The organism is Bradyrhizobium sp. AZCC 1578 (assembly GCF_036924675.1).
Lineage (GTDB): Bacteria > Pseudomonadota > Alphaproteobacteria > Rhizobiales > Xanthobacteraceae > Bradyrhizobium.
The window spans coordinates 2974339-2989046 of sequence record NZ_JAZHRZ010000001.1; the positions used below are offsets into that span (position 1 = coordinate 2974339).

15 protein-coding genes and 1 tRNA gene are annotated in these 14708 nt (G+C 63.5%); 8 read left to right on the forward strand and 8 right to left on the reverse strand.

What is annotated here, in order from left to right; all coding sequences use genetic code 11:
• Nucleotides 1-63: 63 nt before the first annotated feature.
• From trxB to dapA, 3 genes are all read left to right on the forward strand, one after another.
• Nucleotides 64-1029: a thioredoxin-disulfide reductase gene (trxB, locus tag V1290_RS14190; RefSeq protein ID WP_334364989.1), complete on the forward strand. Its 966-nt coding sequence runs from the start codon at nt 64-66 to the stop codon at nt 1027-1029.
• Between the two features lie 2 nt (nt 1030-1031).
• On the forward strand, nt 1032-1952 hold the full coding sequence (locus tag V1290_RS14195) for a LysR family transcriptional regulator (protein WP_028350191.1): 921 nt from the start codon (nt 1032-1034) through the stop codon (nt 1950-1952).
• 581 nt (nt 1953-2533) lie between these two features.
• Nucleotides 2534-3466, forward strand: a complete 933-nt coding sequence (dapA, locus tag V1290_RS14200) for a 4-hydroxy-tetrahydrodipicolinate synthase (RefSeq protein WP_334364990.1) — start codon at nt 2534-2536, stop codon at nt 3464-3466.
• 48 nt (nt 3467-3514) lie between these two features.
• Here dapA and V1290_RS14205 read toward each other — a convergent pair whose 3' ends face one another.
• Nucleotides 3515-3655 carry a hypothetical protein gene (locus V1290_RS14205; protein WP_334364991.1) on the reverse strand — a complete coding sequence of 47 codons (141 nt, stop codon included), beginning with the start codon at nt 3653-3655 and terminating at the stop codon, nt 3515-3517.
• A gap of 235 nt (nt 3656-3890) precedes the next feature.
• On the opposite strand from V1290_RS14205, the gene V1290_RS14210 reads away from it, so the two are divergent.
• Nucleotides 3891-4025 carry a hypothetical protein gene (locus V1290_RS14210; protein WP_334364992.1) on the forward strand — a complete coding sequence of 45 codons (135 nt, stop codon included), beginning with the start codon at nt 3891-3893 and terminating at the stop codon, nt 4023-4025.
• A 64-nt stretch (nt 4026-4089) separates the two neighbouring features.
• Here V1290_RS14210 and V1290_RS14215 read toward each other — a convergent pair whose 3' ends face one another.
• The 6 genes from V1290_RS14215 to V1290_RS14240 all read right to left on the reverse strand — a co-directional run bounded on the left by V1290_RS14215 (nt 4090) and on the right by V1290_RS14240 (nt 7232).
• Nucleotides 4090-4770 (reverse strand): ParA family protein, encoded by a 681-nt coding sequence (locus V1290_RS14215; protein WP_065743187.1) that lies wholly within the window; start codon nt 4768-4770, stop codon nt 4090-4092.
• A 176-nt stretch (nt 4771-4946) separates the two neighbouring features.
• Complete coding sequence (locus tag V1290_RS14220) at nt 4947-5276, reverse strand: hypothetical protein (protein ID WP_334364993.1); 330 nt, start codon at nt 5274-5276, stop codon at nt 4947-4949.
• Between the two features lie 99 nt (nt 5277-5375).
• A complete protein-coding gene (locus V1290_RS14225; RefSeq protein ID WP_334364994.1) occupies nt 5376-5726 on the reverse strand; it encodes a hypothetical protein in 351 nt (116 codons plus the stop codon).
• A gap of 129 nt (nt 5727-5855) precedes the next feature.
• A tRNA-His gene (locus tag V1290_RS14230) sits at nt 5856-5932 on the reverse strand.
• A gap of 214 nt (nt 5933-6146) precedes the next feature.
• Complete coding sequence (locus V1290_RS14235; protein WP_334364995.1) at nt 6147-6581, reverse strand: phasin; 435 nt, start codon at nt 6579-6581, stop codon at nt 6147-6149.
• Nucleotides 6582-6848: 267 nt separating this feature from the next.
• Nucleotides 6849-7232, reverse strand: a complete 384-nt coding sequence (locus tag V1290_RS14240) for a phasin family protein (protein ID WP_334364996.1) — start codon at nt 7230-7232, stop codon at nt 6849-6851.
• Nucleotides 7233-7522: 290 nt separating this feature from the next.
• Between V1290_RS14240 and V1290_RS14245 the strand changes: the two genes are divergently transcribed.
• The gene (locus tag V1290_RS14245) at nt 7523-10564 is read left to right on the forward strand and encodes a PAS domain S-box protein (protein WP_334369025.1); all 3042 of its coding nucleotides are present in this window, start codon (nt 7523-7525) and stop codon (nt 10562-10564) included.
• Between the two features lie 36 nt (nt 10565-10600).
• On the opposite strand, the gene V1290_RS14250 is transcribed toward V1290_RS14245, so the two are convergent.
• Complete coding sequence (locus tag V1290_RS14250; RefSeq protein ID WP_334364997.1) at nt 10601-11320, reverse strand: glutathione S-transferase family protein; 720 nt, start codon at nt 11318-11320, stop codon at nt 10601-10603.
• Nucleotides 11321-11637: 317 nt separating this feature from the next.
• On the opposite strand from V1290_RS14250, the gene V1290_RS14255 reads away from it, so the two are divergent.
• Genes V1290_RS14255 through V1290_RS14265 form a run of 3 tightly spaced genes read left to right on the forward strand, consistent with a single transcriptional unit; the run spans nt 11638 to nt 14587 of the window.
• On the forward strand, nt 11638-12606 hold the full coding sequence (locus tag V1290_RS14255) for a Bug family tripartite tricarboxylate transporter substrate binding protein (RefSeq protein ID WP_334364998.1): 969 nt from the start codon (nt 11638-11640) through the stop codon (nt 12604-12606).
• Complete coding sequence (locus V1290_RS14260; protein ID WP_334364999.1) at nt 12603-13088, forward strand: tripartite tricarboxylate transporter TctB family protein; 486 nt, start codon at nt 12603-12605, stop codon at nt 13086-13088. The genes V1290_RS14255 and V1290_RS14260 overlap by 4 nt, the downstream gene beginning before the upstream one ends.
• Nucleotides 13088-14587 carry a tripartite tricarboxylate transporter permease gene (locus V1290_RS14265; RefSeq protein WP_334365000.1) on the forward strand — a complete coding sequence of 500 codons (1500 nt, stop codon included), beginning with the start codon at nt 13088-13090 and terminating at the stop codon, nt 14585-14587. Before V1290_RS14260 ends, V1290_RS14265 begins: the two co-directional genes overlap by 1 nt.
• The last annotated feature ends 121 nt before the right edge of the window (nt 14588-14708 follow it).

Below are 14708 nucleotides of genomic sequence, written 5' to 3' on the forward strand. Positions count from 1 at the left end.
CCTCCTTCCGGGCGCTTTCTACTCAAGTCAAAACAAACCCCCGAATAAGAGAGGGATCCGCCGATGCCTGCGCCTATCCATGCCAAGGTCGTCATTATCGGTTCCGGCCCCGCCGGCTACACCGCGGCGATCTACGCGGCGCGCGCGATGCTGGAGCCGGTGCTGATCCAGGGCATCCAGCCCGGCGGACAACTCACCATCACCACCGACGTGGAAAACTATCCGGGCTTTGCCGACGTGATCCAGGGCCCCTGGCTGATGGAGCAGATGGAGAAGCAGGCGGCCCATGTCGGCACCAAAATCGTCACCGATTTCGTCAACAAACTCGAACTGGCGCAGCGGCCGTTCCGCCTGACCTGCGATAGCGGCGACGTCTATCTGGCGGAAACCGTGGTCCTCGCCACCGGCGCGCAGGCGCGCTGGCTCGGCATTCCCTCGGAAGAAAAGTTCAAGGGTTTTGGCGTCTCGGCCTGCGCGACCTGCGACGGCTTCTTCTACCGCGGCAAGGAGGTGATCGTGGTCGGCGGCGGCAATACCGCGGTCGAGGAAGCGATGTTCCTGACCAACTTCGCCTCGCAGGTCACCATCGTGCATCGCCGCGATCATTTCCGCGCCGAGCGCATCCTGCAGGACCGGCTGTTCAAGAATCCGAAGATCAAGGTGGTGTGGGACTCGGCGATCGACGAAATCTGCGGCACCGAGAACCCGAGCAAGGTCACCCATGTGCGCCTGAAGAATGTCAGGACCGGTGCACTCACGAGTGTTGCGGCCGACGGCGTCTTCATCGCCATCGGGCATGCGCCGGCCACCGACCTCGTCAAAGGCCAGATCAAGCTGAAGCCATCGGGCTATGTCGAGGTGGCGCCGAACTCGACCGCAACCTCGATACCCGGCCTGTTCGCCGCCGGCGACGTGGCCGACGAAACCTACCGCCAGGCGGTTACGGCCGCCGGCCTCGGCTGCATGGCGGCCCTTGAGGCCGAACGCTTCCTGGCTTTGCGCGCGAGCGATCGCGCAGCGGCTGAATAGTCATGCCTAGAACACGAGACGGATTTGACATGGACTGGGACAAGCTGAAGGTCTTTCACGCGGCGGCGGAAGCGGGAAGCTTTACCCATGCCGGCGAGCAATTGGGGCTCTCGCAATCCGCGGTATCGCGGCAGGTCAGCGCGCTAGAGCAGGAGCTTGCGGTGTCGCTGTTCCACCGCCACGCGCGCGGGCTCATCCTCACCGAGCAGGGCGATCTTTTGTTCCGCACGGCGCATGACGTCTTCATGCAGTTGCAGGCGGCGCGCGCCAAACTCACCGACAGCCGCGAGCGGCCGAGCGGCGACCTCAAGATCACGACGCCGCCCGCGCTCGGCATCAACTGGCTGATCCCGCGGCTCGACGAGTTCACCGCGCTTTATCCGGATATCCGTATCTCGCTGATCGTCACCGACGAGGATCTCGACCTGTCGATGCGCGAGGCCGACGTCGCGATCCGGACCCGCAAGCCGACCCAGCCCGACCTGATCCAGCGCAAGCTGTTCTCGATCGGCTTCCATGCCTATTGCTCGCCGGAATACATCAAGCGCTTCGGCACGCCGCGGACGCTGGACGACCTCGACTCGCACCGCATCATCATGCTCGGCGATGCGCAGGTGCCGCCGCATCTGCAGAACCGGAGCTGGCTGATCGATGCCGGCCGCAACGGCTCGGGCCCGCGCGAGGCCTACTTCAAGGTGAACAACATCTTGGGGCTCGTTCGGGCCTGCCAGCAGGGGCTCGGCATCGCCGCCCTGCCCGACTATCTGGTCGAGGAGAACAACCGCCTGGTGCAGTTGTTCGGCGAAACCGATTCGATCGCGGTGGACACGTATTTCGTTTACCCCGAGGAACTGAAGACGGTCGCACGCGTGCAGGTATTCCGCGACTTCGTGGTGAGCAAGGCGCAGCGCTGGCCCTCCTAGAGCATGATCCGGAAAAGTGGGGACCGGTTTTCCTCGGGGACAAACGCGAAGCGTTTGCCCGGAGATCATGCTCCAAAATAAGAGCTAGAACGGTGGCGCTTCGTCTTTCGCTTTCCGGATTAGCCTATTTTATGGAGGCCCCGCTCTTCGCATGACTGACATGCGGCTCGGACGGTTGCTGCAGGGCACTGATGAGGATCATAGTGCTCAAATGCTGAGCGGTCGCGTCGCGCATATGTCCCCCTCCTCCAGTGACGCGGCGGTTCAGTAATCCCTCTTGGAAGGTGATTGTGTCGGCCTCACGTGGCCAATACCTCAAGCCGGGCTCTTTCGGGCCCGGCTTTTTTTCGCGTCAATGTCATGTTCCCGCACAGATTGACATTGAGGTTCTCGGCCTCCATCATCTGCACATGATCACGAGTTCGTGCGCAGCACTGTCGTCGAAAAAAGGTCCCCATCCGGGGACCCGAGATCGACGCGCGCGCTAGTCTGTCGCGAACCCACGATCCCGAACCCCGCCGTCTGGACGGGGTTTTTTGTTGGTCCCGTCTCCGGCGCTTACCCCCAAAGGAGATGGAACGATGACTGCCCCTTCGACCAACGACCTGGCAAGCCGGCTGCAGGGCCTGTGGCTGCCGCTGATCACGCCGTTTCGCGACGGCGAACTCGACGAGGCGTCGCTGCGCCGGCTCGTCCGACACTATGCGGCTGGCCCCGTCGACGGCTTCGTTCTCGCGGCGACGTCGGGCGAAGGCATGTCGCTCCGCGCAGACGAACTCGAGCGGCTGGTGACGCTGACGCAGAGCGAACTCTCCGCCACCCGGCGTCACTTGCCGATCCTGCTCGGCCTATCCGGCGCCTCCACCGCGAAGATGCTCGATGCGCTGGATGAGACGGCGACCTGGCCGATCGACGGCTATCTGATCGCGAGCCCCTATTATATCCGGCCGTCGCAGCGCGGCCTCGTGCAGCACTTCACCGCGCTCGCCGATCACGCCTCATGGCCGATCGTGCTCTACAACATTCCCTACCGGACAGGCGTCAGCCTCACCAATGAGACGTTGCTGCAACTTGCCTTGCATCCAAACATTGTCGGCATGAAGGATTGCGGCGCCGACCGCGCGCAGTCGATTGACTTTCTGGCGAGACGGCCAGCAGGCTTTCGCGTGCTGACCGGCGAAGACGCGGAGTATCACGACGCGCTCGCCGACGGCGCCGATGGCGCAATTCTGTTGTCGGCGCATCTGGAGACCGAGGCCTTCGCATCGCTGCGGACGCTGCTCACGCAGGGCGACCGCGACGGCGCGCGGGCGTGCTGGAAGGAGCTCTCCCGGCTGTCCCGGCTGTTGTTCGCCGAGCCGAGCCCGGCGCCCGCAAAATACTGGCTGGCGCGCAACGGACTGATCGACAGCGCCGAGGTTCGCCTGCCAATGGTGGAGATAAGCGCAGAGTTGGCGGCATTGCTCGACGAGGAAGTCGAACAGCGGAGGCCACAGCTTTTGCGGCGGGCTTAAGCATGGCATCGGCTCCCTCTCGCCCGATGGCGAGAGGGAGAAATGGAATTAGCTCACCAGCAGGCGATAGGCCATCACGGGTGCGAAGCCGAGCAGCATCGCCCAGGCGGCGAATGACGACACCAGAAGAACGTCGTGCATGCTCTGGGCGTACTCGGCAATCGGAAATTTCTTGTCGTAAGTGCTCATCGTTTTTCCCCCGTCGTTTTTCTGAGCGGGAGATCCATACGCCTAAAATTCTAACGTTACGGGGGAGGCTTCGATCGACTTTGACGGCATGCGGTCACGGAAAGTTAACCAGACATGGCGGTGGTTAATCGGCGGTAGCAGGTGCGGTCAAATGCAAGCAAAATCGCAACCGGCTTTTTAAAACCGTTGGCGTATCAACATCCCCATATACAACAGAAAAACGCGGGGGCGCGTCGTGCATTTCGAGAACAACAGCATTCCTGGACAACAGGGCTTTTCAACCGAGGACATTCTGTGGGCTGTCGGCGTCTGGTCGGTGATCCTGACGCTGTCGCCGGTGGTCGTGTTCTACGTGCTGATGGTGGCGTAACAAAAAGAAAAACGCGCGGGGCCCGCGCGTTCTTTATCAGTCCGGCAGATCGAGAGCGGCGTTGTTACGCCGCCTGCTTGTGCATGGCGCCCGATGCCGACGCCGTTCCGCGGATCGCCTTGATCGAACGCTCGATCGCGCCCCACAGCCTGCTGATCTCCGCGGCCGCCCGGCCTTCCGCGTAATATTCGCGGGCGCCTTCGCCCTGGCTCAGCGCCATGATCAGATCGGCGCGGTTGGTGATCTGGCCGCTCCACACCGGCGCGCGGAATTTCGCCAGCGCTTCACGTGCGATGCTGACGATGCGGCTCTCGGCGCCGTCGCGTTCGGCAGGCGCACCGTTGATCACGACCGCGTAGGGCTTGCGCGCCGAACGGCAGGTCTGAATGGTTTCCTGCACCGCGTTGACGTCGAACACGCCGGGCCGCGCCGGAATGATCACCATGGTGGCGTTGCGGATCGCATCGTCGACGACGGCCGACAAATTCGGCGGCGTGTCGATGAACACCCATTCGATGCCATCGCGCTTGGCGGCAGCGACGATGCCGCTGACGGAATTCACCGCGGCCTTGATCGGCGGCTCGTTGGTGCCGCGCAATTTGTGCCAGAGCGTAAGCGAGCCCTGCGGATCGGCATCGACGAGCAGGATGGGCTTCGTTGCCTTGTGAACATGGGCAGCGAGGTGAGCAGCCAGGGTACTCTTTCCCGAGCCCCCCTTACGTGATGCGAAAACAATTACGTTCATATCTTGGCCTCCAGTTGACCCCAGAAGCCGAAAATGAATCAGCGCGGTGATTCGTGAAAGAAAAATTTATCACCCGCCGTGATGAAGCCACTTAATTGCCAATAAGGCTGGTTTTTGAGTCACACCGTGCAACCCCGGTGACCTTGAGAAGGAATCGAAAGCTCACCTTGCCTGGCTCACTGCGCGCCTTTTGTGCGCTCGCGTTCGAGCTTTGCGCGCTGGCGTTCGAGCCATTTGCGTTCGATCCATCCAAGCCCCAGCGACAACGGCTTCTGCAGTGGCGGGATGTCCTGCGCGAACAAAAGGAGTCCGAGCGGCAGCATCCAGAGCCCGAGCACAGGCAGGAAGCTGAGAAAGCCGCCGGCGACCAGCAGTATGGCAAGCGGTACTCGGACGTAGATCGACGACGGCTTGCGCACCCAGCCGACGAACTTCGCCGGCCCCGATGGCAGCTTCCTCTCGAACCAGGCAAAATGCCGGTCGAGCTCTTTACTGTGATCTATCAATGAACCCTCTCCTCTTCTCCATGGGAGATGTTCACTGAATCGGCCGCTGGCAAGCGTCAGTCTGTCGCGAAAAGCGACCTTGAAACGGGCGCGCTGCCGTCAGGTCGCAGGCTTTTTCGGCTTTTTTCGCGGCTTGGCCGCAGCGGCTTTGCGCGGGGCTGCCGGCCGGATGATGGTCGGCCGGCCCACCGGCCGGGCCGTGATTTCATCGGGCTCGGGACGGAAGTGCGCCCGGCAAGCCGGCGAGAGCTGCGACTTGTTGCGCACCATGCAGGCGGTGACGCGGCTGATGTCAGGGATATCGGAGCTGCAGAGGCGGAACGCGTCCCCGGTGCAGGCCTGCTCCTGTTCGGGTGTATAGGTCTGACTGACGGCGGGCGAGATCGAAACGGCTAGTGCGCCGGCAAGCAACAATCCGAGCTGAAAATTTTCGATCCGAAAAATCGCCATGAATTCCCCCAAGCCGCAATGATTCCCGGAATTGTGGGTGAACGAGTGGGGCTTGGCAAGCACGGCTGGACAACGCGCCACAGCACAAGTGTCACGACAGGTCGGGAGATAATTCAGCGACTGAAGGATTGGTACAGTTGGGTGGGCTCGAACCACCGACCTCCTGTTCCACAGACAGGCGCTCTAACCAACTGAGCTACAACTGCATCCCTCACGCGGGGCCCCAAAAGGGGGTCGCGAATGGGCCGGAAACTAGGTGCAACGCCGGCCTTTGGCAAGGCCGGGAAGCATCTGATTATAGTCGTTTCGGGCGCGTGTTGCGTTCAAACGCGGATCGCGCCGGGGCCCGCAAAATGGTCCCGTAACAGCAAAAAGCCCGGGCCGCTTCGCCCGGGCTTTTCGTTGGCGATGCGAGCCCGATCAGGCGGCGGGCTTGTAGTACTTCGAGGCGGAGGCCTTGATCGGCTCGACGGTCTCGGTCGCAACCTTCTGGCCAAGCTCGGCAAGCTCCTTGGCCTGCGCGGTGAAGGCCTCGTACTGCTTCTTGGCGTGCGCAGTCCACAGTTCGAGCGCTGCCGCCGGCGTCTTCACGCCGAGCAGCTCCTGCGCGAAATCGAGCGAGGACGAGGTGTTGGCCTTGAAGAACTCGATCAGCTTGGCGTTGTACTCGCTGGCGCCCTTGCTGGCGGTAGTGAACACGGCCTCGATGGTGCCATTGTGGGTTTCGGCTGCATCCTTGAACTTGGCGTAGTTGTCGCGGGCCTGCGAAACGCCTTTTTCGGCGAGTGCGCGCATCTGCTCGGGAACTTCGAAGGGAATGATGGAGGCGGAGAAGGGATCGGTGGAGCTGGTCACAGGTTGCATCCTTCACAATGGGGTTAATCGATGTTCCCCTGGCGGGTGCCGGGCGGACGACCGGAAGGAACGCCAAAAGGGATCACGTACACACACGCACTCACGGAAGTTTGCCCATCCACGGGCTCGCCCAATAAGCACCCATATCGTGTCAAATTTGTGCAACGCACTGCAATTTCTGGTGCGACGCCGCATAGGGAACCCGCACCGGATGCGCCTTCCAGCCGGTCCATTTGGCGGTTGCAGTACTGCCCGCTGCGGGCGGGGTCAGGCTTTCGGCTTCGCCGCATCCATGGCGGCCTTGCCGACGATCTGGCTCATCTCGCTGGCCTGCTCCGCCAGCACACGCATTTGCCCCTGCACATATTCGCTGTGCAGCCGCGTCACCTCGGCCAGGTCCTTGGCCTTCAGAAGTGACTGCGCGTAATCGAGCGACCCCTGCACGTTCTTCTCGGCATAGGCGACAGCCTTCTGCCGGACATCCTTGGCACCCTCGCGCATCGAGGCATTACGCTCCTCGATGGTATCCGCGGTGGTCTGCGCGGCGGCGACAAATTTCTCAAACGTCTTGCGGGCCTGCTCCAGGCTCGCTTCCGCCATCGATCGCATTTCCTTGGGTATCTCGAAACGGTCTCGCACTTCGCCACTCATGGTGCGTTCCTTTGCATTGGCTGGGATTGCGTCCGGATACTGTCAGGGGGCCGCTCCGGGGACGGATGCGGCGCCGGGAGGTTCCCCGTTGAACCCTTGACTGCCGTTTGCAACCACCCAACGCGGCGGCCAGCCAAAGGGTCCAGCCGGGGTTAAGGTTATCCGCCGCTTAAACCACGGCCGGACGGCCGGGCCGTGGACCTGCTGCCGCCGGCTTGCGATAGTAACGATCCCTTAAGGTTATCGGCATTTTGGTGCCGATCGTGGCGCCGGACGGTCATGTAGTTGCGATGAAGGACGCGGAATTTCAGTGGCGGATGCAGAGCGATCCGCGATTGGCGGCCTATGCGGCGAGCCGCCTGCCGGCATGGCTGTGGACGGCCGACGGCAGGCGGATCCTGTGGGCCAATCCGGCCGGCGCCCGCATGTTCGGCGCCGCCAGCGCCGCAGCCCTTGCTGAGAAGACCTTCGGACCGGCCGACCGGCACCGGCGGCAGATCGCGCGGCTCGCAGGACGGCTGCTCGCCAACGGCGCCATCCGCCTGGAGCGGTTACAGGGGTTTGGCGCAGCGCCCGGCATGCTTGCGACCTGCGGCTGTTCGCGGTTCGACTTTCCCAATGGCAGCCATGGTGTCTTGATCGCGGCCGGCGACATCGCGCTGATCGCGCCGCGGCCGGCGCGGGCGCATGAGCAGCCCGAGAACGAGATGCGGCCCGAGGCCACAGCGTCAAAACCAGCCCCGCAGCCGAGCGCGCCCGTCATGGAGCAAGTGGCCGTGCCGCAGCCGGCTCCCGATTACGAACAGCCCGCGCAATCGGGCGAAGCGCCCGCCGAGTTTGCATTGTTCGATGCGTTTGCCGAGCCAGCCGCCGCGGAGGAGCCGGCCGCGACTGAGCCCGCTCCACCCACCCCATTCCCGGCGATCGAAGCATTCGCCAGGCAGCCGACCCGCCGCCTGCCGCTGCGCTTCACCTGGCAGATGGATCGGGAAGGCCGCTTCACGCTCGGCACCGACGAATTCACCGGCCTGATCGGCCCGCGCACCACGGCCGGCTTCGGGCGGCCATGGCGCGAGATCGCCGAGAACTTTGCGCTCGATCCCGACGGGCGGATGATGAAGGCGTTCGCCACATGTGCTACCTGGAGCGGCATCGTGCTGAACTGGCCGGTCGATGGCGGCGGCACTCTGCCGGTTGAACTGTCCGGCTTGCCGATTTTCGATGGGCAGCGGAATTTCACCGGCTATCGCGGCTTTGGCGTCTGCCGCGATTTCGACGCCCTCGCCCTGCTCGCCGCCCTGCGCCTGGCGGAATTGACCGGCGAGATGGCAATGCCGCAAGAGCCGCCCGCCCCGGAATTTCCCAGCCCGACAGGCGTTGCACCGCCTTTGGTCGACGATTTGCCCGAACCGATTGCTGCCGAGACTTCACATCAAAACGATTTGGAAACGCCCGTGGAACCTCCCAAGGAAAGCGTGAAGGAAAGCGTCGAGCAAAGCGTCAAGGAAAGCGCCAACGAAGCCTTGAAGGACACCGTGACGGAATTGCCCACAGATGCTCCCAACGTGGTGCCATTCCGCGTCCCCGGCGAGGCGAAGCCGCTATCGCTGACGCCGGTCGAAAACAGCGCCTTCGACGAACTCGCGCGGCAATTGTCGGCGCGGCTCGTCACCGAGAATGGTAACGAGGCGGTGCCGAACGTCACCGGTGAAACGATCTTTGAACCAACCGTCGCATCGTTCGCGCGCGAACCAGCCGGCGGGCCGCCCGAATGGTTGGCCTCGCCCGAACCGCCCGCGCATGGCGAAGCCGCGCGCGACAAGGCGCTGCTCGATCTCTTACCCGTCGGCATCCTGATCTACCGCCTCGACCGCCTGCTGTATGCCAACCCCGCCTTCCTGACGCAGATGGGCTATGCCAGCCTGCATGCGCTGGAAGAGGCCGGCGGCCTCGACGCGCTCTATGTCGAACCCGGCACGTCGAATGCGTCCTCGACATCGGACACCGGGAGGCCGGTGACGATTTCCGCAAGCGGGCCTGCGGATGCAAACGCGCCGTCATCGGCCGCCGAGGCCCGCCTCCACACGATTTCATGGGACGGCGATTCGGCGCTGGCCCTGATCTTCTCGACCACGCGCCATGAGGGCGCGGCGATCGCCGCCGCCATCTCGCAAGCCGAGCCGGTAGCGGAGCTGGACATCCCCGAACCGTCCGATGTCGGCCATGCCAACGCCGAAGAACTCGCCGCCATCCTCGACACCACAGCCGAAGGCATCCTGATGTTCGATGCCGAAGGCAACATCCATGCAGCCAACCGCAGCGCCGAAGCGCTGTTCGGCTATGACGGCGACGAACTGGTCCAACGCAATCTCGCCGATCTCTTTGCGCCCGAAAGCCAGCACGGCGTGTTCGAATATCTCGCCGGCATCAAGGCCTCCGGTGTCGAAAGCCTGCTCGATCACGGCCGCGAGGTGCTCGGCCGCGAAAGTAAGGGCGGCATCATTCCGCTGTCGATGACCATCGGCCGCACCCGCCCAGACGGCCCGAATTTCTTCGCGGTGTTCCGCGATCTCTCGCAGGCCAAGAAGACCGAGAGCGAGTTGCGCGAGGCGCGACGGCTGGCGGAACGCGCCGCCAACGCCAAGGCCGACGTGCTGGCCCGGATCAGCCACGAGGTGCGAATGCCGCTCAACGCCATCATCGGCTTTGCCGAAGTGATGATCGGGGAGCGTTTCGGCGCGCTCGGTAACGAGCGTTACCGCGAATACATGAAGGACATCCGCGCCGCCGGCGAACACGTGATCGCCATCGTCAACGACCTGCTCGATCTCTCTCGGATCGAAACCGGCAAGCTCGATCTCGCCTTCACCAACCAGAATCTCAACAAGATGGTCGAGAGCTGCGTGGCGGTCATGCAGCCGCAGGCCAACCGCGAGCGCATCATCATCCGCACTTCGCTCGCGCACACGCTGCCGCCTGTGATCGCAGACGCGCAGGCGTTGCGCCAGATCACGCTAAACCTGATCGGCAATTCGATCCATCTCGCCAATGCCGGCGGCCAGGTCATCGTCTCGACCGCGCTGTCCGATTTCGGCGAGGTGATGCTGCGGGTCCGCGACACCGGCCACGGCCTCAACGACAACGAGGTTGCCGCAGCCCTCGAGCCGTTCCGCACGCGGGCGCCGTCAGATCAGTCCGAGAGTGCGGCCGTCAGCCTGTCGCTCACCAAGGCGCTCGTCGAAGCCAACCGCGCCAAATTCCAGATCAAGACCGGCGGCCGCTCCGGCACCCTGATCGAGATCGTGTTTCCGCCCGCGGTGGTGCGGGCGTAGCCGGAGACGAACGGGCGTGGGTAGCCGCAGCGTCGATCACGTCGCTATTGGCGAGAGAAACGCTGGAACGCTGCGGCCATCGCTGCGCAAATAGTCGGCCATCGGTCGAACGACCTTGATGACGGCCGGTCTCGTCGTCATGCGCTGCCGCCATTGCAGAAGTCTCGGCGTTTCGCCGGTCATGTCGGCACCCATGCGGGCACCGAAGAGCTGGGCCATATAGAACGCGATATCGGCAAAGGAGTATTCGCCGGCGAGAAACTCGCGGTCACCAAGGACACGCTCCATGGTTCGATAATAGGCAGCAGCGGCCTCGCGCGCGGGCGTCCCGGCGGGATCGCCTGGCCTATTCCAGAGCGGCATCAATTTGATGATATGCGGGAAATAGACCTCGTCCGATTCATGCTCCAATCGGCGAGCCCAGGCTCGCGCGGCAGGGGTCGCAGGCCACAGCGCAGGGCTCGGCTTGATGTCTTCGAGATACTCGAAGATCTGGGTGGAATCGAAAATCTCGAGATCGCCATCGATCAGCACCGGGACCTGGCGCTTCGGATTGATGCGCAGGACTTCCGGATGCTTCGGCGCATAACCCTCCTTCTGGGTGAAGGGGACCATGACCAGTTCGAAATCGATGTCCTTCTCGTGTGCAGCGATCTGAACCTTTGCGCCGAACATGCTCAGGGCGGCGGAGAACAGCCGCATCTTGGGGCCGCTGCTTCGATCGGCTTCTCGACCGGATTGAGCATTCTCGTGCATCGATTTCGCCTCAATCATCAGCGGCGCGTTCGCCTCCGAGGCCGTGGCCCCTTCGTCATCGCGTCTTATTCAGGCGCCACAGCCAGGCCAAGGCAACGCAAAGCACGCTGCCTGTTCGGACGTGTGCCGAGCAATTGGCGTTTCACTTTCGGTCAGGCAAGTGCCGAAGGCCAAAAACGCACGAGCTTCAAAGCCCTGACGAAATCTGAAAGATCCGGTCCGCCCCCACAAAGGTCCTTCTGGACAGCGGCGGGTTTTCCGGCTGATATGCGACGAATTGACACACAGCGGCTCCGCGTGAGCCTGGAGGAAATCCCATGATGCCGTTTCATACGCGCCTGTTCGGCGCGGTCGTCGCGTTGACGCTTGCAGCCACAGCACCTGCCCTCTCGCAGCAGCTCGAGCTCAAGATCATGGCGCCCGCAGCCCCCGGCGGCGGCTGGGATCAGACCGCCCGCGCGATGCAGCAGGCTTTGGTCGCCGCCAAGATCGCCCGTAGCGTCCAGGTCACGAACGTTGCCGGCGCCGGCGGCAGCATCGGCATCGCGCAGTTCGTCAATGGCGCCAAGGGTGACGGCAACCAGATGATGGTGAACGGCTTCGTCATGGTTGGCGCGCTCGCCATGAACAAGTCGCCGGTGACGCTCGAACAGGTGACGCCGATTGCGCGCCTCACCGAGGAAATCCAGGTGATCGTGGTGCCGGCGAATTCGCCGCTCAAGACAGCGCAGGATCTTGCCGCGGCCGTGAAAGCCGATATCGCCAAGGTAACCTTTGCCGGCGGCTCGGCCGGCGGCGTTGATCATGTGATGGCAGCGTTGTTTGCGGGAACGATCGGCGCCGACGCCAAGAAGATCAACTACATTCCATTTTCCGGCGGCGGCGAGTCGCTGGCGGCCATTCTCGGCGGCAAGGTCACCGCAGGCATTTCGGGCCTGAGCGAATACGAAGGACAGATCAAATCCGGCAAATTGCGCGCACTCGGCGTGACCTCAGAGAAGCGTATCGCCGGGATCGATATTCCGACCTTCAAGGAACAAGGGATCGACCTCGTGCTCGCCAATTGGCGCTCGGTCGTCGCGCCTCCCGGCATCACGCCGGAGCAGCGCAAGACGTTGAGCGAAACGGTCGAGAAGATGGTCCAGTCGGATGCCTGGAAGGACATCCTCAAGCAGAAGGGCTGGGATGACGCCTATCTTTCCGGCGATGCGTTCGCCGACTTCCTGAAGAAGGAAACCGCGCGTGTCACCGACGTCTTGAAGTCGGTCGGCCTCGTCAAATCATGACGGACCTTCCGCAGGCCCCGGCGGCGCGGCGCATCGATCGTGCGGGCCTGGTCGTTGCCGCGGCGCTCGCAGCGCTTGCCGCGGTGCTGGTATGGGACTCCAGGCAACTGCCGGCTACCACCATGTACGGCATGGGGCCCGAGGTGATGCCGGTCGTCGTCGCGATCGGGCTCGGCCTGCTCGCGATCGGCAATCTGATCGATGCGTTGCGCAGCAACCTGCCGCCGCGCGAGAGCGCCGATCCCAAGCCCGTGCTGCTGATCCTCGGCGGACTTGCGCTGCTGATCGCCATCATCGGGCTCGGCGGCGGCTTCATCCTGGCGACATCGGCGCTGTTCGTCACCACCTCGGCGGCGTTCGGGCGCCGCGCCATCCTCGCCGACCTCGTCATCGCGCTCGTGATGACCACGCTGATCTATCTCGCCTTCGATCGGCTGCTGACGTTGAGCCTGCCTGCCGGCCCTCTGGAAAGACTGCTGTAATGGAAACCTTCGCTGCGCTTGCGCATGGCATGGCCGTCGCCGTCCAGCCGATGAACCTGCTTTATGCGCTGATCGGCGTGTTCCTCGGCACTGCCGTAGGCGTGCTGCCCGGCATCGGACCGGCGCTCACCGTCGCGTTACTGTTGCCGGTGACCTACAAGCTCGATCCCGGCGGCTCGCTGATCATGTTCGCCGGAATTTATTACGGCGGCATGTATGGCGGATCGACCACCGCCATCCTCATCAACACGCCCGGCGAGAGCGCGTCGATGGCAACCGCGCTCGAGGGCAACAAGATGGCCAAGGCCGGCCGCGGCGGTCCGGCGCTGGCGACGTCGGCGATCGGCTCATTCGTCGCGGGCACCATTGCCACCATCGGCCTGGCTTTTCTCGCACCGTGGCTGGTGGATTTTGCCGTGCGCTTCGGGCCTGAAGATTATTTCGCGCTGATGTGCGTGGCCTTCGTGACGGTGTCTGCGACCTTCGGCGATTCGCCGATCCGCGGGCTGACCAGCCTGTTCATCGGGCTGACGCTCGGGCTGATCGGCATCGACAAGCTCACCGGCCAGGCCCGGCTCGCATTCGGCACGCCCGAACTGCTCGACGGCGTCGAGGTGACGACGCTGGCCGTCGGCCTGTTCGCCGTCGGCGAAGCGCTTTACGTCGCTTCGCGCCGCCATCACGCCGAGGAAAAGATCGAGCCGGTGCGCGGCTCGCTGTGGATGACGAAGCAGGACTGGATGCGGTCGTGGAAGCCGTGGCTGCGCGGGACGATGTTCGGCTTTCCGATTGGCGCGCTTCCCGCGGGTGGCGCGGAAATTCCGACATTCCTGTCCTACTCGACCGAGAAGCGGCTGTCGAAACATCCGGAGGAATTCGGCAAGGGCGCGATCGAAGGCGTCGCGGGGCCGGAAGCTGCCAACAACGCCTCCGCCGCCGGCACGCTAGTGCCGCTATTGACGCTCGGGCTTCCGACCTCGGCGACGGCTGCGATGATGCTGGCGGGCTTTCAGCAATACGGGCTGAACCCGGGACCGCTGCTGTTCGCCGAGCGGCCCGATCTGGTGTGGGGGCTGATTGCGAGCCTCTTCATCGCCAACGTGATGCTGCTGGTACTCAACCTGCCGCTGGTCGGGCTATGGGTAAAACTGCTCGCGATCCCGCAGCCGTGGCTGTACGCCGGCATTCTCGTGTTCGCGACCATGGGCACCATCGCTGCAAAGCCGTCGGTGGTCGAGCTGTCGATGCTGGCAGCCTTCGGCGTGTTGGGCTTTCTGATGCGCCGGTTCGACTTCCCGATCGCACCTGTCGTCGTCGGTCTCATCCTGGGGCCGATCGCCGAAAGCCAGTTGCGCCGGGCGCTCGCCATCAGCCTCGGCGATCCCATCGTGCTGCTGCAGAGTCCGATGTCGGCGACGCTGCTCGGCATTGCGCTGATTGCGCTAGTAGCGCCGTTCGTGCTGAAGGGGCTCGGCCGGTTCAAGGCGAGCGAGGACTAGGCTCAGTATTCATCAATCCAGATTCGTGAGCGCGGCTTGATCGATGTCCGCTATCCAGCGCTTTGCGGACTCGAATCAGACGTCGCCTGAAGTCCGAAAAGGGCCACTAGCGGACATGCTC